Raw genomic sequence first — 23,332 nt, forward strand, 5'->3', positions numbered from 1 at the left:
CCCTGGGCTGTGGAGTTCTCGTCCCCGGAAAGGTCTATCTAGTTAGGTAATGCTTACCTTAATATGGCGACCGGTCGGGGCTCTGACGAGCTGGTTCGGCATGTTTTGGGAGGCGCGGCACCTGTGTCGGGTAACTCGAGTGACGAAGAACTGGCGGCGCCTACGGCGGAATTCTGGCGTGGACACCTCGTTCCACTGCCGTCCGAAGCCGTCCTTCCCGTCGATTTCCCCTATCCGCAGCACGCCGCCGGTCACACACTGACCCGCACTCGCGCGCTCGCAGCCATCGCCCCCGAGGCCACCTTGTTCGCCGCGTACGCCGCGCTCCTGCACCGCTATGGCGGTCGCGTGGGCGAACTCGCCATAGCTCACGACGGGTTGCCGATACGGATAGCACTCGACGACGACACCCCGTTCGCGGAACTCGCCGCGCGCACCGCCACCGCCTGCGCGCAGGGCGTCGCCCACCGGGTCCCGCTGTCCGCGCTCACCGCACTGCTGGATCCTGAACCCACCCGCGGCGGAGGCGTGTTCTGCAACACCGGGTTCACCACCGGCCCGGAATCGGCCCAGCTGTGGGACGGCGGTCCGCTGGATCTCGTCCTGCGCGTCGGCGGGGGCGAGGTGCACGCGACGTACCGGACGGATCTCTTCGCGGCCGAGACCGTCGACCGGCTGCTCGGTCACTACGCGACCCTGCTGACGGATGCCCTTTCCCGCCCCGGCGCCACCGTCGGCGACCTGGCGCTTCTCGGTGACGAGGAACGCCACCGGATCCTCGTCGAGTGGAACGACACCGAGCACCAAGTGCCCGCCGCGACCTGGCCGGAGATGTTCGCCGCGCAGGTCGAGGCCCGCCCTGACGCCGTGGCCCTTGTCTTCGCCGACACCCGGCTCACCTACGCCGAACTCGACGAGCGCGCGGCACGCCTCGCCCATGCCCTCGTCGCACGGGGTGCGGGACCCGAGAAGGTGGTCGCCCTCGCCGTGCCGCGCTCGGCCGAACTGATCGTCGCCGAGGTCGCCGTCCTCAAGTCCGGTGCCGCCTATCTGCCCATCGACACCGACTACCCGGCCGACCGCATCGCGTACATGCTCACCGACGCCGACCCGGTCTGCCTCGTCACCACCGCGGAGGTGGCCGCCGACCTGCCGCCGGACACCGACCTGCTGATCCTCGACGCCCCGGACACGACGGCCGAACTCGCGCGTCACGGGGCCCACGGCCCCGAACTGCGTGGGGAGTTGACGGTCGCGAACGCCGCGTACGTCATCTACACCTCCGGCTCGACCGGCCGCCCCAAGGGTGTCGTGCTGTCCCACGCGGGTGTCGCGAAGCTCGTCGCCACCCAGAGCGAGCGCTTCGGCATCGGTGCGCACAGCCGGGTTCTGCAGTTCGCCTCGCCCAGCTTCGACGTGGCCTTCTGGGACCTGTGCCTCGGCCTGCTCTCCGGCGGCCGGCTCGTCGTCGTACCGGCCGAGCTGCGGGTGCCCGAAGCGCCGCTCGCCGACTACGCGAACGCCAACGGCATCACGTTCATGATCCTGCCGCCCGCCCTGCTCGCCGCCCTGCCCGACGACGTACAACTACCGCCAGACGCAACCCTGTTGGCGGGAACGGAACGGGTATCGCCCGAACTGGTCGGGCGCTACGCCCGCGGCCGCATGATGTTCAACGCGTACGGGCCGACCGAGGCCACCACCAACTCCACCCTCGGCCGGTGCGACCCCGACACCCCCGCCGGCAGCATCGTGCCCATCGGTGTCCCGGACCCGGGCACCCGCGCCTACGTACTGGACGGCAGGCTGACGCCCGTCCCCGCCGGAGTCCCCGGCGAGCTGTACCTGGGCGGCGCCGGACTCGCCCGCGGCTACCTCGGCCGCCCCGACCTCACCGCCGAGCGATTCGTCGCCGACCCCTTCGGGGCACCCGGCGAACGCCTCTACCGCACCGGCGACCTGGTCCGCTGGAAAGCCGACGGACGCCTGGAGTTCCTCGGCCGGGCCGACAGCCAGGTCAAGATCCGCGGCTTCCGCATCGAGCCCGGCGAGATCGAGTCCGTGCTGCGCTCCCACCCCGCCGTCGCACAAGCGGCCGTCGTCGTCCGCGAGGACCGTCCCGGCGACCGGCGGCTCGCCGCGTACGTCGTGCCCTCGCTGGAGGCCTCCGCGGACGGCACGACGGAGGTCACCGAATGGAAGGACCTGCACGAACTCCTCTACGCCGCCGCCGGATCCGAGGGCTTCCAGGAGAACTTCGCCGGCTGGAACAGCATGTACGACGGGCTGCCCATCCCGCTCGCCGAGATGCGCGAGTGGCGAGCGGCCACGGTGGACGCCATCGCGGCGCTCCGGCCGCGCCGCGTCCTGGAGATCGGTGTCGGCAGCGGCCTGCTCCTGTCCCGCATCGCACCGGACTGCGAGGCCTATTGGGGCACCGACCTCTCCGACGAGGCCATCCGCTCCCTCCAGGCCCAGGTCGGAACCGTCCCCGGCCTCGCCGACCGGGTCGAACTGCTGGCCCGCCCCGCGCACGACACCACCGGTCTGCCCGAGGGCTACTTCGACACCGTCGTCCTCAACTCCGTCGCCCAGTACTTTCCGAGCGCCGACTACCTGACGGACGTACTGCGCCAAGTCCGCCGTCTGCTCGCCCCGGGCGCCTCGGTGTTCGTGGGCGACGTACGCAATCTGCGGCTGCTGCGCACCCTGCGCGCCGCCGTGGAGAGCCGCCGGGCGGACAGCGCGGAGGGCACGGCGCAGGGCACGGACGACAAGGAGGCGCTGCGCGCCGCCGTGGACCGGTCGGTGGCATGGGAGGGCGAACTGCTCCTCGACCCCGACTTCTTCACCGCCCTGGAGGGCTTCACCGCCGACGTACGCGTCAAGCGCGGCGCCCACCACAACGAACTGACGCGCTACCGCTACGACGTGGTGCTGCGGCCCCTCGCACACCCCGCGCCCGGTGCCGGACATCAGGCGCCCTCCCCGGTCGAGGAGCTGGCCTGGTCCGGCCCCGCCACCCTCGACGCCCTCGCCGACCGACTGGCAGCCGACGGCGGGCCCGACCGGCTGCGCGTCACCGGCATCCCCAACGCCCGGCTCGCCGAGGACCTCGCCGCGCTCGGTTCGCTGGACGACAGCAGCCGCCCGCCCGCCGACGCGGTCGACCCCGAAGCACTGCGCGAACTGGCCGCACGGCACGGCCACCGCACCGCCGTCACCTGGAACGGAACCGCAGAGGACGGCGGACTCGACGCCGTGTTCGCCCGCGGCGACACCCCCTTCGGCACCCTGTACCGGCCCGGCACCGGCCGCCACCCGCACGCCAACCGTCCCGCGCCGTTCCGCGACGTGAGCGCACTGATGCGGACCCTGCGCGGGTACGCCGCCGAGTGGCTGCCCGAGTACATGGTCCCGGCCGCGCTCGTCCCCCTCGACCGGCTGCCGGTCACCCCCAGCGGCAAGCTGGACGGCGCCGCGCTGCCCGTACCCGACTACACCGCCCTCAGCTCGGGCCGCGCCCCGCGCGACGCCCGCGAGGAACTGCTGTGCGGCCTGTACGCCCAGGCGCTGGGCCTCAGGTCGGTCACCGTCGACGACGACTTCTTCGCCCTCGGCGGGGACAGCATCATCGCCATCCAGCTGCTGATCCGCGCCCGCCGCGCGGGCCTGACGCTGACCCCGCGGGACGTCTTCCGCCGCCGTACGGTCGCCGAACTCGCCCAAGTCGTCGAAGGCGAAACAGCCGCGGACACCGACGTCGTCGACGACACACCGCTGGTGCGGCTCACCGACGCCGAACTCGTCGCGCTCCAGGGCGAACACCCGGTCACCGTCGAGGACCTGCTGCCGCTCGGCCCGCTCCAGGAGGGCTTCTACTTCCACGCGCTGGTGGACGGCTCCGACCGCGACGCCTACGTCGTCCAGCAGGTCGTCGAACTGGCCGGCCCGGTCGACGCCACCGCCCTGCGCCGCGCCGCCCAGCGACTGCTGGACCGGCACGCCCCGCTGCGCGCCTGCTTCCGGCAGCTCACCGACGGCCGCCCGGTGCAGATCACCGCCCAGGGAGTGGAGCTGCCCTGGCACGAGGTGGACCTGTCCGCGCAGGACGCCGCGGTCCGGCACCCGCTCGCCGACGCCGTCGCCGCCGACGAACGCGCCCGCCGCTTCGACCTCGCCCACCCCCCGCTGCTGCGCTGCGCGCTGGTCAGGCTCGGCGACGAACACGGCCGACTCGTCCTGACTTTCCATCACATCGTGTCCGACGGCTGGTCGTTGCCGGTGCTGCACCGCGAACTGATGGCGTTGTACGCGGAGATTCCCGCCCCGCTGCCCGAAGTCGCCCCCTATCGCGACCATCTGCGCCTGCTCGCGGCGGCGGACCGCGAGGCCGCGCGCGAGGTCTGGCGCACCGCCCTCGCCGGGCTCGACGAGCCCACCCGGCTGGTCGAGGCGCCCGCAGACGGCACGCCCGTCGAGCCCGCGCAGGTCCGGGTCGAACTGTCCGAGCGGGTCACCGCCCGGCTGGCGGCCCGCGCCCGCGAGCAGGGAGTGACGCTCGGCACCGCGGTGCAGGGCGCGTGGGGTCTGCTGCTGGGTCGGCTGACCGGGCGTCAGGACGTCGTCTTCGGCACGACCGTCTCCGGGCGGGACACCGCCGTGGACGGCATCGAGTCGATGGTCGGCCTGTTCATCAACACCCTGCCGACACGCCTGCGTTGGCAGCCCGCGGACACGCTCGGCCACCTTCTGGGCCGTCTTCAGGACGAGCAGGGCGCGCTGCTCGGCCATCAGCACCTCGGCCTCTCCGAAGTCCAGCGTGTCGCGGGCCTCGCGGGCGACGGCGAGCTCTTCGACACCCTCGTCGTCTTCGAGAACTACCCGGCCGAGCCGGGCCTCAGCGATCCCTCCGGCACGATCCGGATCACCGGACACGCCTTCCACGACGCGGTCCACTATCCGCTCGCCCTGATCGTCAAGCCCGGCCGCCGCCTCGATCTGCGGCTCAAGCACCACGCCCAGCGGCTCGGCACGGAGGCCGTGCGAGCCCTCGCCGACCGGCTCACCCTCGTCCTGGAAGCCCTCGCCGACGACCCCGGCCGCACCGTGGCCGACCTCGACCTGCTCTCCCCGCAGGAGCGCACCACCGCCCACCTCACCGGCGCCGCCCGGCCCGTCCCGGAGACCACGCTCGCCGCCGACTTCGAGGCGCGGGCGGCCCGCACGCCGGATGCCGTCGCCGTCGTCTTCGGCGCCGACACCCTGACCTACGCCGAACTGGACGCGCGCGCCGACGCCGTCGCTCGTCGGCTGACGTCGCGCGACGTGGGTCCGGGGCAGTTCGTCGCCGTCGCCGTGCCGCGCTCGGCGGAGCTGATGGTCGCCCTGCTGGGCGTACTCAAGTCCGGTGCCGCCTATCTGCCGGTCGACCTCGACTACCCGGCCGACCGGGTGGCGTACATGCTGGCCGACTCGGGTGCGCGCACGGTGGTGACCACCGCGGCCGACGAGGCGCGAATCCCGTACGCCGACGGCCTCACGGCGCTCGTCGTGGACGAGCCGCACGCATCACGTGAACCGCACGAGGCGGCCCCCGCCACCCCCGCCGATCCGGACGACCCCGCCTATCTGATCTACACCTCCGGCTCCACGGGCCGCCCCAAGGGCGTGGTCGTCACCCACCGGGCCGTCGTCAACCGCCTCGCGTGGATGCAGGGCGAGTACGGGCTCACCCCGGACGACCGGGTGCTCCAGAAGACGCCGTCCAGCTTCGACGTGAGCGTCTGGGAGTTCTTCTGGGCGCTGCGCGAGGGCGCCACCGTCGTCCTCGCCGAGCCGGACGGACACCGCGACCCCGCCTATCTCGCCGACCTGATCCGTGAACAGAACGTCACCACACTGCACTTCGTACCGTCGATGCTCGAAGCCTTCCTGGGCGCGGACGAGGTGACGGCCGATCCCACGTGGGCGGCCGGCCTGCGCCGGGTGTTCAGCAGCGGCGAGGCACTGGCGGGGGAGACCGCCGCGCGCTGGCGTGCCCTGACCGGCGTACCCCTGCACAACCTCTACGGGCCGACCGAGGCCGCGGTGGACGTCACCCACCACGCGTACGACGGTGAGCCCGCGACCACCGTGCCGATCGGCCGACCGGTGTGGAACACCGGGCTGCGGATCCTGGACGTATGCCTGCGCCCGGTCCCGGCCGGGGTTCGCGGTGAGCTGTATCTGACGGGTGTACAGCTGGCCCGCGGCTATCACGGGCGTCCGGCACTCACCGCCGACCGCTTCGTCGCCGACCCGTACGCCGAGACGCCGGGTGCCCGTATGTACCGCACCGGGGACCTGGTGCGACGGCGCGAGGACGGCACGGTCGAGTACCTGGGCCGCACCGACCGCCAGGTCAAACTGCGCGGCAACCGCATCGAACTCGGTGAGATCGAGGCCGCGCTCAGCCGTCATCGGCAGGTGTCGCAGGCCGCCGTGCTGGTACGCGAACAGCGGCTCGTCGCCTACGTCGTCCCCGGCGCCCCCGACCTCGACACCCTCGCCCTGCGCACCGCCTTGGCCGAGGCGCTGCCCGCCCCCCTGGTCCCGGACGCCTATGTCGTCCTCGACGCGCTCCCCCTCACCCCCAGCGGCAAGCTGGACCGCGCCGCGCTGCCCGCCCCCGAGGCGGAACGCGCCGCCGTCCGGCGGGCCCCGGCCGGGGAGCGGGAACGCGTGCTGACGGAGATCTTCGCGTCCGTGCTCGGTCTCGAAGACACCGGCCCGGACGACGACTTCTTCCTGCTCGGCGGCGACAGCATCCGCTCGATCAGCGTCTCCAGCCGGGCCCGGGCCGCGGGCCTGGAGCTCAGCCCGCGCGATGTGTTCGAACACCGCACCCCCGCCGCCCTCGCCCTGGCCGCCACCGTCACCGCGGCCCCGGCCGAACCGAGCGCCGGGCACGACACCCTCGACCTCACCGACGAGGAGACCGCACACGTCCACCGGCTCGCCCCGGGCGACGTCGCCGACATCTGGCCGCTGGCCCCCCTCCAGGAGGGCCTGTTCTTCCACTCCATGTACGACGACGGCGCGTTGGACGTCTACACCGTCCACGAGACCTTCGACTTCGCCGACCGGGTCGACGCCGGCCGGCTGCGTGCCGCCGCCCGCGCCCTGCTGGTCCGCAACCCGAGCCTGCGCGCCGGGTTCACCAGCGACGGGCTGCGCCAGCCGGTCCAGTTCATCGTCGACGCCCCCGAGACACCGCTCGACGTGGTGGACCTGTCCGCCCTCCCCGTTGTCGAACAGGACGTACGACTGCGGGAGTTGACGGACGCCGAACGAACACGCCGATTCGACCTGGCCGCGCCCCCGCTGTTCCGGCTGCTGCTCGTGCGGCTCGGCGCGGACCGCGGCGACCGGCTCGTCATCGGCCGCCATCTGATCCTGTGGGACGGCTGGTCGGCGTGGCTCTTCCTCGACGAGCTCTTCGCGCTGTACGAGACCGGCGGCGACCCCTCCGCCCTGCCCCGGCCCGGCTCGTACCGCGACTACCTGACCTGGCTCGGCACCCAGGACGACACCATCGCGACCGCGGCCTGGCGGACCGCCCTGGCCGGTCTCGACGAGCCCACGCTGCTGGCCCCGGCCGCCGCCGACCGGGGCCTGGAGCCGGTCATCCCCGAGCAGTTGGACACCCTGCTCGGGGCCGAGCTGGGTGATCTGCTGCGCGAGAGGGGACGCGCGCACGGGCTGACGCTCAACACCCTGCTCAACGCCGGCTGGGGACTCGCCCTGGCCTCGGCCACCGGCCGCACCGACATCGTCTTCGGCACCACCGTCGCCGGGCGGCCCAGCGAGGTCCCGGACGTCGAGAACGTCATCGGCATGTTCCTCAACACCGTGCCCGCCCGTATCGCGTACGACCCCACGGAACCGGTCCTCGACCTGCTGCGGCGCATCCAGAACCGGCGCCTGGAGCTGATGCCGTACGAGTATCTGGGCCTCGGCGTCCTCCAGGCGGAGACCGGCCACCGCAGGCTCTTCGACACGCTCTTCGTACTGCGCGACAACGACACGGGCGAGCGCCTGGAGCGGCTGCGCGAGCGGCACGGCGCCGCTGCCGTGGCCAATGTCGACGCGACCCACTACCCGGTCAACCTCGTGGTCACGCCCGGCCCGCGCATCCGGGTCACCCTCTCCCACCGCCCCGACCTCGTCGGCCCCGGGCAGGCCCAGGATCTGCTGGACCGCTTCATCCTGCTGCTGGACCGGATGACCCGGGACCTGGCCGCCCCGGTCGGCGGACTCGACCCGCTGCTGCCCGCCGAACACGCCGCACTGGGGTCGGCGTGGGCGGACAGCCGGGTGCCCGACCCCGAGGACACCATCGCCGACCTGCTCGCCGCGCAGGCCACGCGCACGCCCGACGCGACCGCGCTGGTCTTCGGTGAGCGCGCGCTGACGTACGCCGAACTCGACGCCGCCGTCAACCGGATGGCCCGGCTGCTGCTGGACCACGGAGCCGGACCCGAGCGGGTGATCGCCCTTGGGCTGCCCCGCTCGATCGACATGGTCGTCGCCCTGTTCGCCGTACTGCGCACGGGCGCCGCCTATCTGCCGCTTGAACTGGACCACCCCGCCGACCGCCTCGCCCTGATGCTGGCGGACGCCCGCCTCCTGCTCCTGCTGACCACCCGGTCCGTGTCCGGGACCCTGGAGGGCGATCTCCCGCGCGTCCTGCTGGACGACCCGGGCGTGGCGGCGGACCTGGCCGGCCGGCCGGACGGGCCGGTCACCGCCCGGTTCAGCCTGGAGCACCCCGCCTACGTCATCTACACCTCCGGCTCCACCGGCCGCCCCAAGGGCGTGGTCACGCCCTACCGCGGTCTGACGAACATGCAGCTCAACCACCAGAAGGAGATCTTCGAACCGGCCATCGCCTCGGCCGGCGGACGGAGGCTGCGCATCGCGCACACCGTGTCCTTCGCCTTCGACATGTCGTGGGAAGAACTGCTGTGGCTCGTCGAAGGCCACGAAGTACACGTCTGTGACGAGGAGTTGCGACGCGACGCCGAGGCCCTGGTGGCGTACTGCGAGGCCCACCGGATCGACGTCGTCAACGTCACCCCCACCTACGCCCGCCTCCTCATCGAGGAAGGCCTGCTGGAAGGCCACGTACCGCCGCTCGTCCTGCTCGGCGGCGAGGCCGTCTCGGAGACGGTCTGGTCCCGGCTGCGCGACACACACGGCACGTACGGCTACAACCTGTACGGCCCGACCGAGTACACCATCAACACCCTCGGCGGCGGCACCCACGACAGCGACACCCCGACCGTCGGCCGCCCCATCCGCGGCACCCGCGCCCACCTCCTCGACGCCTGGCTGCGCCCCGTACCGGACGGTGTGCCCGGCGAGTTGTACATCGCCGGCATCGGCCTGGCCCGCGGCTACCTCGACCGGCCGGGCCTGACCGCCGAACGCTTCGTCGCCGACCCGTTCGGCACGCCCGGCGAGCGCATGTACCGCACCGGAGACCTGCTCCGCCGCCGTGCCGACGGCAACCTGGACTTCCTCGGCCGCACCGACGACCAGGTCAAGATCCGTGGCTACCGGGTCGAACTCGGCGAGATCGAGACCGCGCTCAGCCGCCATCCACAGGTCTCCCAGGCCGCCGTACTGGTACGCGACGACCGGCTGGTCGGCTATGTCGTGCCCGCCGACCTGAGCGAGGACGAGCGGGAGTCGGCCGAGCGGGCCCAGGTCGGCGAGTGGCAGGAGATCTACTCCGACGAGTACGAGGAGATCAGCACCGCCGTCTTCACCGAGGAGTACGCCGGCTGGGACAGCTCGTACGACGGACAGCCCATCCCCTTCGACCACATGCACGAGTGGCGCGAGGCCACGGTCGACCGGATCCGCTCCCTCCAGCCGCGCCGCGTCCTCGAGATCGGCGTCGGCTCCGGGCTGCTGCTGTCCCGTCTCGCCCCGGAGGCCGAGTCCTACTGGGCGACCGACTTCGCCGCCCCCGTCATCCGCAAGATCGGCGAGGACCTGCTCCGCGACCCGGAGCTGGCGGCCAAGGTCGAACTGCGCTGCCGCCCGGCCGACGACCTGACCGGGCTCCCCGAGGGGTTCTTCGACACCGTCGTCATCAACTCCGTCATCCAGTACTTCCCCAGCATCGACTATCTGACCGCCGTCATCCACGGCGCGATGGACCTGCTGGCCCCCGGCGGCGCCCTGTTCGTCGGCGACGTCCGCAACCTGCGGCTCGCCCGCACCTTCCACACGGAGATCCAGCAGGCCCGGGGCACCGCCGAGGACGACATGGGCCGGGCGGTCGAGCGCGGCCTGCGGCTGGAGAAGGAACTCCTCGTCGACCCCGACTACTTCACCGGCCTGGGCTACGGCGTCGACCTGCGCACCAAGCGGGGCCGCCACCACAACGAACTGACCCGGCACCGCTACGACGCGGTGCTGTACGCCGGCGAGGCCGACCTGCGGCTCGGCGACGAACCGGTGGTGGAGTGGCACCCGAACCTGCCCGAGCGGCTGCGCACCGAGCGGCCCGAGCGGCTGCGGATCACCTCGGTCCCCGACGGCCGGACGGCCACGGACGGTGTGGACCCCGAGGAACTGCACGCTCTCGGCGCCCGGCTGGGCTATCGAGTGCTGACCACCTGGTCGAGTGAAGTGGGCGCGTTCGACGCGCTGTTCGTCACCGAGGGCGACTTCCGGGTGGCCGGCGGGCTGTACGCGCCGGGCGGCGGCACCGCGCCCTACGCCAACAACCCCACCGCGGCACGCGACGCCAGCGCCCTCGTACGGCGCCTGCGCGAGGACCTGAAGCGCGATCTGCCCGACTACATGGTCCCGGCCGCCTTCGTCACCCTCGACCGGCTGCCGATGAACGACAACGGCAAGCTCGACACCAGGGCTCTGCCCGACGCCGAACCCGCCGTCGCACTGGGCGGCGGTCGCGGCCCGCGCACCCCGCGTGAAGAGGTGCTGTGCCGGCTGTTCGGCGAGGTGCTGGGACTGCCGGCATCCGTCGGCGCCGAGGACAACTTCTTCGACCTGGGCGGCCACTCGCTGCTAGCCACCCGCCTGGTCAGCCGGGCCCGTACGGAACTGGGCGCCGAACTCGCCATCCGCGACCTCTTCGAGGCCCCGACGCCCGCCCTGCTGGCCGACCGCGCGGACGACGGCGGCAGGCCCACCCGCCCGGCGGTCGTCCCGGTGACGGAACGGCCCGAGCGGATCCCGTTGTCGGCGGCCCAGCGACGGCTGTGGCTGGTCGAGCGGATCACCGGCGGAGGCGTCGCGTACAACTTCCCGCTGGTCTTCCGGCTGCGCGGGGACCTGGACCTGGACGCGCTCCGGGTCGCGCTGCGCGATGTGGCCGGACGGCACGAGGCCCTGCGTACCCTCTTCGGGGAGCACGAGGGCGAGCCGTACCAGCGCATCCTGGCTCCGGAGGACGCCGAGCCGTCGTTCGCCGTGACCGACTGCGGCGAGGCCGAACTGCCCGGGCTGATCGAGACGGCCCAGCGGCGACCCTTCGACCTGGCCCGCGAACTGCCCCTGCGGGCTGAGGTGTTCAGGATCGCCCCGGCCGATCATGTCGTCGCCGTCGTCCTGCATCACATCGCCACCGACGAGTGGTCCGACCGCCCCTTCCTGCGCGAACTCGACACCGCCTACGAGGCCCGCGCGGCGGGCGGCACACCAGGATGGGCGCCGCTGCCTGTGCAGTACGCCGACTACTCGCTCTGGCAGGAACAGCTGCTGGACCAGGTCGAGGAACGCCAACTCGCCTATTGGCGCACCGCGCTGAACGGCCTCCCGGACGAGCTCGCCCTTCCCCTGGACCGCCCCCGCCCGGCCGAACCCACCGGCCGCGGCGGCACGGTCCGGATCGACATCCCGGCGGACGTCACCGCGGGCCTGCGCGAGCTGTCGACAGACGCCGGAGCAAGCATGTTCATGCTGCTCCAAGCCGCCACCGCCACTCTCCTGCACCGGCTCGGCGCGGGCGACGACATCCCGCTCGGCGTCCCGGTCGCCGGACGCACCGACGCCGCCCTGGACGACCTCGTCGGCTTCTTCGTCAACACTCTCGTACTCAGGACCGATCTGTCCGACGCCCCGACCTTCACCGACCTGCTCGCCCGGGTACGGGAGTCGGCGCTGACCGCCTTCGAGCACCAGGACGTGCCCTTCGACCGGGTGGTCGAGGCACTGAACCCGCCCCGGGTGGCCGGCCGCAACCCGCTCTTCCAGGTCATGCTGGGCTACCACTACCGCCCGGACGGCGACCCCGACGTCCTCGGCATGTCCACCGAGTGGTTCGACATGGACACCGGGATGGCCAAGTTCGACCTCCACTTCACCTTCGTGGACGAGGCCGCGGAGGGCCGCCTGTCCCTGCTCCTGCACTACGCGACCGATCTCGTGGACCCCCCGACGGCACAGCGCCTGACGGAGCGTACGGTGCGGCTGCTCGCGCGGATCGCCGCCGACCCCGCCGTCCCGGTCGCCGACCTCGACCTGCTCGACGCCGACGAGCGTCACCTCGTACTGCGCCAGTGGAACGACACCGGCCGCGAGGTGCCCGGTCTGACTCTGCCGGAGTTGTTCCGGGCGCAGGTGGCGGCGACGCCGGGGGCGACGGCGCTGGTTTTCGAGGGTGATGTTCTGACGTATGCGGAGTTGGATGCGCGGGTGGAGGGGCTGGCGGGTGTGCTGGCCGGTATGGGGGTCGGTCCGGAGGGTGTCGTGGCCGTCTCTCTGCCGCGTTCGGTGGATCTGGTGGTCGCGTTGCTGGCCGTGCATCGCGCGGGTGCTGCCTACCTGCCGTTGGATGCGGACTATCCGGCCGACCGGATCGCTTTCATGGTGGATGACGCCGAGCCGGTGTGTGTGATCGCGGGTGGTCTGCCCGAGGGGCCGGGTGGTGAGCTGCCGACGTCGTACGATCCGCGTCATCCGGCGTATGTGATCTATACGTCTGGTTCCACCGGGCGTCCCAAGGGTGTGGTGGTGCCGCAGGCGGGGATTGTGAACCGGCTGTTGTGGATGCAGGACGCGTATGGCCTCACCTCGGCCGACCGGGTGTTGCAGAAGACGCCGTCCAGTTTCGATGTGTCGGTGTGGGAGTTCTTCTGGCCGCTGATCACGGGGGCGACCCTGGTGCTTGCCAAGCCGGAGGGGCACAAGGACCCGGTGTATCTGGCCGGGCTGATCAAGGACTGTGGGATCACCACGACTCACTTTGTGCCGTCGATGCTCCAGGCTTTCCTCGATGAACCGAGGGTGGCGGGTTGCGGCGCGAGCCTGCGTCGGGTGATGTGCAGTGGCGAGGCGCTGCCGGTGCTCCTGGCCGGACGCTTCCATCAGGTGATGCCCGCCGCCGAGTTGCACAACTTGTACGGGCCCACCGAGGCGTCCGTCGACGTGACGGCCGGCCAGATCCTGCCCGGCGCGACCGCCGTGCCGATCGGCCGCCCGGTGTGGAACACCCGGACGTACGTGCTGGACGCGGCGCTGCGCCCGGTGCCGCCCGGGGTGGCGGGGGAGCTGTATCTCGCTGGGGCGCAGCTGGCCCGGGGCTACCTGGGCCGGGCGGGTCTGACGGCCGAGCGGTTCACGGCGGACCCGTACGGGCCCGCCGGAAGCCGGATGTATCGCACGGGCGACCTCGCCCGATGGACCCGGGACGGTGAGCTGGAGTACCTGGGCCGGGTCGACGATCAGGTCAAGCTGCGTGGCTTCCGGATCGAACTCGGTGAGATCGACGCGGTGTTGGCCGCGCACGAGACCGTCGCGCACGCCACCGTCCTCGTCCGGAACGACCGCCTCGTCGCCTACGTCGTCCCCGCCCCCGGTGCCGCACCGGACCCGGACGTCCTGCGCGCCCACACCGCCATCGCCCTGCCCGCCCACATGGTCCCGGCCGCCGTCATCCCCCTGGACGCCCTGCCCCTCACCCCCAACGGCAAGCTCGACCGGGGAGCCCTGCCCGCCCCCGACTTCTCGGCCGTCGTCACCAGCCGTGGGCCCCGGACCCCGCACGAGGAACTCCTGTGCCAGGCGTTCGCGGCTGTCCTCGGGCTCGAACACATCCGTGTGGACGACGACTTCTTCGCCCTCGGCGGTCATTCGTTGCTGGCGATGAGGCTGGTCAGTCGCATCCGTACGGTCCTGAACGCCGAGGTGCCGCTCCGCGCGGTCTTCGACGCGCCCACCGTGGCCCGGCTCGCCGCCGCCCTCGGTGACCCCCGCGCCCTGACCCGCCCCGCGCTCACGGCCGACCGGACACGCCCCGAACGGCTGCCGCTGTCCTCCGCCCAACGGCGGCTGTGGCTGCTGCACCAGGTGGACGGGCCGAACCCGGCGTACAACATTCCCGCCGCCTGGCGACTCACGGGCCGGTTGGACCGGGTCGCCCTGGCGCAGGCCGTCAACGACCTCGTCGCCCGCCACGCCACCCTGCGCACGGTCTTCCCCGCCGAGGACGGGCTGCCGTACCAGCGTGTCCTGGACCCGGCCCAGGCGCAGGTCGCGATCACCACCGAGTCGTACGAGCGGCTCGCCGAGTGCGCCGCGTACGCCTTCGACCTCGAACACGAACTTCCCTTGCGGGTCACCCTGTTCGAGACCGGCCCCGACGAGCACGTCCTGCTGCTCCTGCTCCATCACATCGCGACCGACGAGTGGTCGCAGCGGCCGCTGCTCGCCGACCTGAGCACCGCCTACGCCGCCCGGACAGCGGGCCACGCCCCCGACTGGGCGCCGCTGCCGGTGACGTACGCCGACTACACCCTCTGGCAGCGCGACCTGCTCGACGACACCGGCATCGACCTGCTCGCCCACTGGACCGAGTCGCTGCGCGGCCTGCCCGTGGAGCTTGCTCTGCCCACCGACCGGCCGCGCCCGGCCGAGTCGGGGCACGGCGGCGGCACCGTCGGGTTCACCGTCCCGCCGCGGCTGGAACGGGAGTTGCGCGAACTGGCCCGCCGCGAGGGCGCCAGCATGTTCATGGTCGCTCAGGCCGCCGTGGCCACCCTGCTGCACCGGCTCGGCGCCGGCGACGACATCCCGCTGGGCGCACCCGTCTCCGGGCGCACGGACGAGGACCTGGAAGACCTCGTCGGGTTCTTCGTCAACTCGCTCGTCCTGCGCACCGACCTCTCCGGCGACCCGGGCTTCGCCGAACTGCTGCGCCGGGTGCGGGAGACCGACCTGGCGGCGTACGAGCACCAGGACCTGCCCTTCGATCGGCTGGTGGAGGCGGTCAACCCGGAGCGCTCCCTCGCCCGGCACCCGCTCTTCCAGGTCATGGTCGTCCACCTCGCCGGACCCGGCGGCACCCCCGGCCTGCCCGGACTCACCGCCCGCCCCGAACCGATCGGCCAGGAGACCGCCAAGTTCGACCTCAGCTTCGACTTCGTCGAACAGGGCGATGGCAACGGCATCCAGGGCTGGATCGAGTACAGCACCGACCTCTTCGACCCCAGCACCGCCGAACTGCTCGCCGCCCGCCTGGTCAGCGTCCTCGAACAGGCCACCGCCACCCCCGACCGGCCGGTCGGGCTCCTCGAACTCCTCGCCGACGACGAACGCACCCGCGTCCTCACCGACTGGAACGACACCGGCCGCGAGGTGCCCGGTCTGACTCTGCCGGAGTTGTTCCGGGCGCAGGTGGCGGCGACGCCGGGGGCGACGGCGCTGGTCTTCGAGGGTGATGTGTTGTCGTACGCGGAGTTGGATGCGCGGGTGGAGCGGTTGGCGGGTGTGCTGTCCGGTATGGGGGTCGGTCCGGAGGGTGTGGTGGCGGTGTCGCTGCCGCGTTCGGTGGATCTGGTGGTCGCGTTGCTGGCTGTGCATCGTGCGGGTGCTGCTTATCTGCCGTTGGATGCGGATTATCCGGCTGAGCGGATCGCTTTCATGGTGGATGACGCCGGGCCGGTGTGTGTGATCGCGGGTGGTCTGCCCGAGGGGCCGCACGGTGAGCTGCCGACGTCGTACGATCCGCGTCATCCGGCGTATGTGATCTATACGTCTGGTTCCACCGGGCGTCCCAAGGGTGTGGTGGTGCCGCAGGCGGGGATCGTGAACCGGCTGTTGTGGATGCAGGACACCTATCGCCTCAAGCCGGCGGACCGGGTGTTGCAGAAGACGCCGTCCAGTTTCGATGTGTCGGTGTGGGAGTTCTTCTGGCCGCTGATCACGGGGGCGACCCTGGTGCTTGCCAAGCCGGAGGGGCACAAGGATCCGGCGTATCTGGCCGGGCTGATCAAGGAGTGTGGGGTCACCACCACTCACTTCGTGCCGTCGATGCTCCAGGCCTTCCTTGATGAACCGACAGCGGTGGGTTGCGACGCGAGCCTGCGTCAGGTGATGTGCAGTGGTGAGGCCTTGCCGGTGCCCGTGGCCGGGCGTTTCCACCAGGTGCTGCCCGGTGCCGCGTTGCACAACTTGTACGGGCCCACCGAGGCGTCCGTCGACGTGACGGCCGGCCAGATCCTGCCCGGCGCGACCGCCGTGCCGATCGGCCGCCCGGTGTGGAACACCCGGACGTACGTGCTGGACGCGGTGCTGCGCCCGGTGCCGCCCGGGGTGGCGGGGGAGCTGTATCTCGCTGGGGCGCAGCTCGCCCGGGGCTATCTCGGCCGGGCGGGTTTGACCGCCGAGCGGTTCACGGCGGACCCGTACGGGCCCGCCGGGAGCCGGATGTATCGCACGGGAGACCTGGCCCGCTGGACCCGGGACGGTGAGCTGGAGTACCTGGGCCGGGTGGACGATCAGGTCAAGCTGCGTGGTTTCCGGATAGAACTCGGTGAGATCGAGGCGGTGTTGGCCGCGCACGAGACCGTCGCGCACGCCACCGTCCTCGTCCGGGACGACCGCCTCGTCGCCTACGTCGTCCCGGTCGGCGCCCACGACACGTCCCGCCTGCGCGCCGCCCTGTCCGCCGCCCTGCCCGCCCACATGGTCCCGGCCGCCGTCATCCCCCTGGACGCGCTCCCGCTCACCCCCAACGGCAAACTGGACCGGCGGGCCCTGCCCGCGCCCGACTTCGCCGCCGAGGTCACCGCGACCCTGCCGCGTACCCCCCGCGAGGCCCTGCTGTGCGAGCTGATCGCGACCGTGCTCGGGCTCGAACGGGTCGGCCCCGACGACGACTTCTTCGCCCTCGGCGGAGACAGCATCGTCGCCATGCAACTGGTCGGGCGGGTGCGCGCGGCGGGCCTGACGATCACCCCGCGTGACGTCTTCCGGCACAAGTCGGCCGCCGGCCTGGCCGCCGTCGCCGAGGACTCCGTACGACGGCGGGACACGGCCGACGAACCGGCCACCGCGCTGCTCGACCTCACCGCGGACGAGCGGGCCGAACTCCCCGACCACGCCGACCTGTTGCCGCTGTCGCCGCTCCAGGCCGGTCTGCTCTTCCACGCCGCCCTCGACTCGGGCGACGCGGGCCCGGACGTCTACACGGTCCAGGTGTCGTACGACATCGAGGGCCCCCTGGACACCGAACGGCTGCGCGCCGCCGGGCAGGCGCTGCTCGACCGGCACGACAGCCTCCGCTCCGGCTTCCGGCACCTGTCCACCGGCCGCCCGGTGGCCGTCGTACCGCGCACGGTGACCCTGCCCTGGCGCCACCTCGACGCCCCTGAACAGGAAAGCGGCTGGGAGCGGCTGCTAGGCCAGGAGCGGCGCCGCTTCGACCCCGCCGAGCCGCCGCTGCTACGGCTGCTCCTCGCCCGGACCGGCCCTGACCGGCACCGGCTCGTCCTGTCCCACCAGCACCTGCTGCTGGACGGCTGGTCGGTGCCGCGTCTGATGTCCGAGCTGTGGGAGCTGTACGCGGGGCGGGAACTCCCCGCGCCCGCCCCCTACCTGGACTATCTGCGCTGGCTCGCCCGCCAGGACGTGGCCGTCTCCCGGTCCGCCTGGGGCGAAGCCCTGGACGGCCTGGCCGAGCCCACGCATCTCGTCCCCGCCGACCCGAACCGGTCCGCGGTCGTGCCGCGTACCCACACCGTGCACGCGGACGCCGGGCTGACCGAGGCGCTCACCGCGCTCGCCCGCAGTCGGGGCGTCACCGTCAACACCCTGGTGCAGGCGGCCTGGGGACTGCTGCTGTCCCGGCTGACCGGCCGCGACGACGTGGTGTTCGGCGCCACCGTGGCGGGACGGCCGCCCGAGCTGGACGGCGTCGAGTCGATGATCGGCCTGTTCATCAACACCGTGCCGGTGCGCGTCCGGCTCCGGGACGACGAGCCGGTGGGTGCCTTCCTGGACCGGTTGCAGGAGGAGCAGTCCCGGCTCCTGGACCACCAGCACCTGGGTCTGGCCGACATCCAGCGCGGCGCGGGGCTCGGCGAGCTCTTCGACACGCTGGTCGTTTTCGAGTCGTACCCCGTCGTCGAGAGCGAGGAGGACGGCAGCGGACCTCGCGTGAGCGTCCGGGACCACGAGGACTCCACCCACTACCCGTTCGCGTGGGCCGTGGAGCCCGCCGAACGGCTTCGGCTGACCGCCGAGTTCCGGCCCGACCTCTTCGAGGAGACGACCGCCCGGCGGCTCGCGCAATCGATGCTCACGCTGTTCGAGGCCATGACCGCCGACCCCGGACAGCCCGTCGGACGGCTCGACGTCCTCACCCCCGCCGACCGCCACACCCTCCTGGAGACCTGGAACGACAACGCCCTCCCTGTCGGACCGGGCACCGTTCCCGCGCTCTTCGCGGCGCAGGCCGCGGCCACCCCGGACGCGATCGCCGTCACCGACGCGGACGTCACCTGGACCTTCGCCGAGCTGAACGCGCGCGCCGACCGGCTCGCCCGGGTGCTGGCCGCCGAGGGCGCCGCTCCCGAACGGATCGTGGCCCTCTCGCTGCCCCGTACGGCCGACCACATCACCGCGATCCTGGCGGTGCTGAAGGCCGGCGCGGCGTATCTGCCGCTCGACGCCGACCTGCCCGCGGAGCGGATCCGCGACCTGCTCGCCGACGCGCGCCCCGCGCTGGTCCTCACCACCTCCGAAGTGGCCCCCGCGCTCCCGGAGACCACCGTCCGCACCCTGCTGCTGGACGCGCTGGACGACGTACCCGGGATCGAGCCGACGGCACCCGCCCCGGACCATCCGGCCTACGTCATCTACACCTCCGGCTCGACCGGGCGGCCCAAGGGCGTGGTCGTCACCCACCGCAGCGTCGCCAACCTCTTCCACAGCCACCGGCACGACCTGCACGACCGGGCGAAGGAGCTGACCGGTCGCCGGCATCTGCGGGTCGGCCATGCCTGGTCGTTCTCCTTCGACGCGTCCTGGCAGCCGCAGCTGTGGCTGCTCGACGGGCACGCCCTGCACATCGCGGACGACGAGACCCGCCGCGACCCCGCACTCCTCGCCGCGCTCATCCGCAGCCAGGAGCTGGACTTCATCGAGGTCACCCCGTCCCTGCTGGCCCAGATGGCCGACAGCGGCCTGATCGGGGAGGACGGCGACTGCCCGCTGGCCGTGGTCGGCTTCGGCGGCGAGGCGGTCCCGGACGCGCTCTGGTCCCAACTGGCCGCCCTGCGCGCCACGGAGGCGTTCAACCTCTACGGTCCGACCGAGGCCACCGTCGACGCCCTCGTCGGCAGGGTGGCGGACAGTGCCACCCCGGTCGTCGGGCGCCCGGTGCACAACTCCCGGGCGTATGTGCTGGATTCGGCGCTGCGACCCGTACCGCCCGGTGTCACGGGCGAGTTGTACCTCTCCGGTGCCGGACTGGCGCGCGGCTATCTCGGCCGGCCCGACCAGACGGCCGAGCGGTTCGTGGCCGATCCCTTCGGACCGGCGGGCGCCCGGATGTACCGCACCGGCGACCTGGCCCGCTGGACGGAGGGCGGACAGCTGGAATACGCGGGACGCACCGACGACCAGGTCAAGATCCGCGGCTACCGGATCGAACTCGCCGAGGTCGAGGCGGCCCTCGGCTCCCACGAGGGCGTCGCCCAGGTCGTGGTCGTCGCCCGCGAGGACCGGCCCCGGGTCAAGCAACTCGTCGGGTACGTCGTGGCGGCCGAAGGCGGCACGGCTGCCGACCCGGCCCAGTTGCGGGCGCATGTGGCCGCCGTACTGCCGGAGTACATGGTTCCGGCCGCCGTCGTGGTCCTGGACCGGCTGCCGCTGCTGTCCAACGGCAAACTCGACCGCAAGGCGCTGCCCGCGCCGGACTTCACCGCGCTCGCGGGCGGCGGCCGGCAGCCCGAGAACGACATCGAGCGCGCGCTGTGCGCGGTCTTCGGCGACGTACTGGGGCTGCCCGCCGAAGCCGTCGGCGCCGCCGGAGACTTCTTCGCCCTCGGCGGCAACAGCCTCGTCGCCATGGAGCTGGTCGGCCGGGCCCGTGCGGCGGGCCTGGGGATCACCCCGCGCCAGGTCTTCCAGCACCGGGACGTGGCCGCGCTGGCCGCCGTCGCCGTCCCACTGGACCCGGCGGAGGCGGTCCGCGGGCACGACGACGGCGCCGTCCCGCTCACGCCGATCATGCACGCCCTGCGCGAACGCGGCGGCCCCATCGACGGATACCACCAGGCCGCCCTGGTCCAGACCCCGGCCGCCCTGGACGAGGCCGGACTGCTGGCGGTCCTGCGGGCCGTCGCCGACCGGCACGACATGCTGCGCGCCCGGCTCGACCGCAGCGACGGCGGCGCGCGGTGGACCCTGCGCGTACCCGCCGCCGACACGGTCGACGTGGCGGAGTGGCTCGTCCGCGCCGATGTGACCGGCGCCGACGACACGGCCCTGCGCGCGGTGATCGCCGAGCAGGCGCGCGTCGCCAGGGACCGGCTCGCCCCGGACGCCGGGGCGATGGTGCGGGCGGTCTGGTTCGACGCGGGCCCCGAGCGCCCGGGACGCCTGCTGCTGCTCGTCCACCACCTGGTGGTGGACGGCGTCTCCTGGCGGATCCTGCTGCCGGACCTGGCCGCCGCCTGGGCGGCGGTCGCGGCGGGCCGCACGCCCGACCTCGCCCCCGTCGACGTGTCCTTCCGCCGCTGGTCGCACCTGCTCGCCGCGCGCGCCGCCGACCCCGTACGCGAGGACGAACTGCCTCTGTGGCGTTCGGTCCTGGCCGACGGCGCCGCTCTGCCGCAGACCCGGCCGCTCGACCCGGCCCGGGACACCGTCGCGTCCACCCGGCGCCTGTCCCTGACCCTGCCCGCCGACCGCACCGCCCCCCTGCTCAGCCGGGTGCCCGCGGCCTTCGGCGCCACCGTCAACGACGTGCTGCTGACCGCGTTCGCCCTGGCCGTCGCCGACTGGCGGCAGCGGGGGACAGGGACCGGAGGCAACGCGGTGCTGGTGGACCTGGAGGGCCACGGCCGGGAGGCGGAGCTCGCGTCGGACGCCGATCTGTCCCGTACGGTCGGCTGGTTCACCAGCGTCGTCCCGGTCCGTCTCGACCTCGGGGAGATCGACCTGGCGGACGCCTTCGCGGGCGGCCCGGAACTGGACCTGGCGCTCGCCCGGATCAGGGACCACCTGACCGCGCTGCCCACCGCGGGCATCGGGCACGGCCTGCTCCGCCACCTCAACCCGCGCACCGGACCCGAAATGGCGCAACTCGACGCACCGGGCATCGAGTTCAACTACATGGGCCGCTTCGACCACCCCGAGGCCGCCGACTGGTCCTACGCCGTCGAGGGCGACGCCGCCGATCTCGACGCCGACCCGGGCCTGCCGATGTCGCATGCCCTCACCGTCAACTCCCTCACCGAGGACCACCCCGGGGGACCGGAGCTCAGCGCCCACTGGGCCTACGCCGACGGGCTGCTGACGGAGGAATCCGTCCGCGACCTGGCACAGACCTGGTTCCGGGCACTGGAGGCCCTGGTGGACCGCGCAGACCGATGACACCCCTGACATACACATCCAAGACAGTGGGAGGAACCAAGAGATGAGCAGCAACCCGTTCGAGAATCCCGAGGGCGTCTACGCGGTCCTGGTCAACGACGAGGGCCAGTACAGCCTCTGGCCCGACTTCGTCGAGGTCCCGGCCGGCTGGACGGTCACCCACGGCCCCGCCCCGCGCCAGGAGTGCCTGGAGCACATCGAGGCCAACTGGACGGACATGCGCCCCAGGAGCCTTGCCGAGCGGGGCCGGTAGGAGCACAAGCGAGGGGGCCGGTACGCGGATCCGCGTACCGGCCCCCAGCTTTTCTGGGCCGCTGTCAGGAAGTGGGCTGCTCCGCCTTGGTGTCCGTCTTGCCGTCGACCGCCGCCGCGAGCTGCGGCGCCAGTCGCTCGATGACGTACGGCAGGCTCAGCACGGTGACGAACGAGAAGGCCTTGCCGTAGTCGCTCGACTCCTCGATGAACACCTCACGCGCCTCCTTCGCGACGGTGAGGTTCTTGTACGTGTTGTCCTCGTGCAGCTTCGCCGGGTCCTTGGCGAGATCGGGCACCGTCCACACGGTGACGTCGGTGTCCAGCAGATCCGTCCGCTCCTTGCTGATGTTGGCGCCGAACTGGTCGCCGATGCTCTTGTCGAGATCGGCCGGCAGCTTGAAGCCCAGCGAGGTGAGGGTGCGGGAGCGGGAGTCCTGGCTGCCGAAGACGAAGAAGCCCTCGTACGGGGTGGCCACCACACCGGTGGCGTCCTTGAAGGCGGGGTTCGCCTTCGCCGCCGCCGCGAACTTCGCGTCGACACCCTCGACGAGCTTCTTCGCCTCGGCCTCCTTGCCGAGCGCCTTGCCGATCGACTCGGTCTGCTGCTGCCACGGGATGCCGTAGTCGTTGTACTCCTTCGGCTGGGCCACCACCGGGGCGAACTTCGACAGGCTCTCGTACTGGGCCTTCGTCAGCCCGCCGTAGAGGGCGAGGATCAGATCCGGCTTGAGAGCCGCGATCTTCTCCACCTGGGGGCCGGTGCCGGTGTCCTTGAGGAGGGTCGGCGCCTTCGCCGAGCCGAGCTTGTCCTTGGCCCAGGGGCCGATGGCGCCGTCGTAGCCGCCGAGCCAGTCGGTGGTGCCGACGGGCACCTTGCCCAGCGCGAGCACGGCATCCTGGTCGGTGAGGCCGACCGTGAAGATGCGCTGCGGCTCGGACTTGATGGTCGTACTGCCGAACTTGTGGGTGAGGGTGACGGGGAAGGCGCTGCTGGCGGAGGTCTTGTCCGACTGCGAGGAGGCGGAGTCGGAATCCGAGTCGGAGGAGCCGCACGCGGCCACCGAGCCGACGAGCATCAGGACGGAAGCGAGCAGTCCGGCGAACCGGGTGGCTCTGTTGGCGCGGAGCATCGGGTGATCCTTCTGTTCGGTCGTGTGTGAGCGGGGTGCGGGGG

Annotated in this window: 3 protein-coding genes; 2 read left to right on the forward strand and 1 reads right to left on the reverse strand. The window is 72.4% G+C overall.

The window, feature by feature from the left end:
* Positions 1-150 precede the first annotated feature (150 nt).
* Both AB0D57_RS06205 and AB0D57_RS06210 read left to right on the forward strand, forming a co-directional pair.
* The gene (locus tag AB0D57_RS06205) at positions 151-21,903 is read left to right on the forward strand and encodes a non-ribosomal peptide synthase/polyketide synthase (protein WP_362067715.1); all 21,753 of its coding nucleotides are present in this window, start codon (positions 151-153) and stop codon (positions 21,901-21,903) included.
* 43 nt (positions 21,904-21,946) lie between these two features.
* Complete coding sequence (locus AB0D57_RS06210; RefSeq protein ID WP_362067570.1) at positions 21,947-22,156, forward strand: MbtH family protein; 210 nt, start codon at positions 21,947-21,949, stop codon at positions 22,154-22,156.
* A gap of 64 nt (positions 22,157-22,220) precedes the next feature.
* Here the strand turns inward: AB0D57_RS06210 and AB0D57_RS06215 are convergent, their stop codons facing one another.
* Positions 22,221-23,288 carry an iron-siderophore ABC transporter substrate-binding protein gene (locus AB0D57_RS06215; RefSeq protein WP_362067571.1) on the reverse strand — a complete coding sequence of 356 codons (1,068 nt, stop codon included), beginning with the start codon at positions 23,286-23,288 and terminating at the stop codon, positions 22,221-22,223.
* Positions 23,289-23,332 lie beyond the last annotated feature (44 nt).

It is taken from the genome of Streptomyces sp. NPDC048275 (genome assembly GCF_040652275.1).
Lineage (GTDB): Bacteria > Actinomycetota > Actinomycetes > Streptomycetales > Streptomycetaceae > Streptomyces.